Here is a 1645-nt window from a genome sequence, read left to right on the forward strand (position 1 = left end):
GCCGTTGCCCTACAGTCATCTGACGCCTCGTCAGATTCTGGAGGGACCGCGCATGCGCCTCGGACTCGCACTCGGCTACTGGGGCCGCGGCCCCGGCCCCGGCCACCTCGCCCTCGCCACCGAGGCCGAGAACCTCGGCTACCACTCGGTGTGGACCGCCGAAGCCTGGGGCTCGGACGCCTTCACCCCGCTGACCTGGATCGCCGCGCACACCTCCCGGATCCGCCTCGGCACGGCCATCGCGCAGATGGCAGCGCGCACCCCGACCGCCACCGCCATGCACGCCCTGACCCTGGACCACCTCTCCGGCGGCCGGATGATGCTCGGCCTCGGCCTGTCCGGGCCGCAGGTCGTCGAGGGCTGGTACGGGCGCCCCTTCCCCGCCTCACCGCTCACCGCCACCCGCGAGTACGTGGACGTCGTCCGGCAGGTGCTGCGCCGCGAGGGCCCGGTCGCACTGGACGGCCGCTTCCACAGCCACCCGTACCGCGGCGAGGACGGCACCGGCATCGGCAAACCGCTGAAGCCCATCACCCACCCGCTACGGGCGGACCTGCCGGTCCTGCTCGGCGCGGAGGGCCCGAAGAACATCGCCCAGACCACCCGGATCGCGGACGGCTGGCTCCCCCTCTACTGGTCCCCGACTCGCACCGACGTCTACCGGGCCTCCCTCACCGACCTCCCCGAAGGCTTCATGATCGCGCCGATGGCCCGCGCCAGGGTCTGCGACGACGTCGCGGAGGGACTGCTCCCGGTCAAGGCGATGCTCGGCTTCTACATCGGCGGCATGGGCCACGCGGCCCGCAACTTCCACGCCGACCTGATGGCCCGCATGGGCTACGAGGAGGAGGCCCGCCGCATCCAGGAGCTGTTCCTCGCGGGCCGCAAGGAGGAGGCGGTCCTGGCCGTACCGGACGAGTTCGCCGACGAGATCTCGCTCATCGGCCCCCGGGAACGGATCGCCGAACGCCTGGACCTCTGGCGCAAGGGCCCGGTGACCGACCTCCTCCTGACGGCCCCGGACCCCCACACCCTGCGCGTCCTGGCGGAACTCAACAGCTGACCGCTCAGCGGGCCCCGGCCCGACGGGTCCTCAGGGGCCTTCCTGTGGAACGGACTCCAGCAGTTCCCGCACGTCCAGCGGCATGACGGCGATCTCGATGCTCCCGCCGCCATCGTAGGCACAGGTGACGATCCGCGAGCCGGGGTTGATGGAGATCCCCTCCTTCACGGAGGGCACCCGGATCCCGGTGGCCCTGCCGCCGGGCAGCGCCACGGGCTCCCCCCGCTGCGGAACCCACCGGGCCGCGCCCTGGTCCCCGTACACCCGGCCCGCCCGCCAGCGGCCTTCACCGGCCGGGATCCGGACCATGCACGGAATCCCGGGCACGGGACCGGCGGCCGTCCGCGCACGATGCTTGCGCCGCAGCAGCCAGCCGGCCCCCACGGCGCCGAGGACGACCACCACGATCTCGATCACCCACCCATTGAACCAGCCCGGTCCGACCCCCTCCGGGTACGCCCCGGCGACCACCACTCCCCTGCCCCGGGCGCTGCGGCTCCCCTGGCCGGGCGGTGGCCTCGTTTTCCGGCTGCGGGCCAGTGGCCGCGCCTCAAACGCCGGCGGGGCTGGGTGGGGTGCCCT

The 1645-nt window shown here is 73.4% G+C and carries 2 protein-coding genes; one reads left to right on the forward strand and one right to left on the reverse strand.

Annotation, left to right across the window (positions count from 1 at the left end):
- The first annotated feature begins 52 nt into the window (after positions 1 to 52).
- Entirely contained in the window at positions 53 to 1063 is a 1011-nt protein-coding gene (locus tag ACWGIU_RS37400; protein WP_453712517.1) for an LLM class F420-dependent oxidoreductase, read from the forward strand.
- 30 nt (positions 1064 to 1093) lie between these two features.
- On the opposite strand, the gene ACWGIU_RS37405 is transcribed toward ACWGIU_RS37400, so the two are convergent.
- Complete coding sequence (locus tag ACWGIU_RS37405; protein ID WP_453712518.1) at positions 1094 to 1480, reverse strand: hypothetical protein; 387 nt, start codon at positions 1478 to 1480, stop codon at positions 1094 to 1096.
- Positions 1481 to 1645: the final 165 nt, after the last annotated feature.

This window comes from Streptomyces sp. NPDC054840, assembly GCF_053611065.1.

Coding starts and splice junctions, on each gene's coding strand:
- ACWGIU_RS37400 (WP_453712517.1), top strand. CDS start 53: ATGCGCCTCGGACTCGCACTCGGCTACTGGGGCCGCGGCCCCGGCCCC.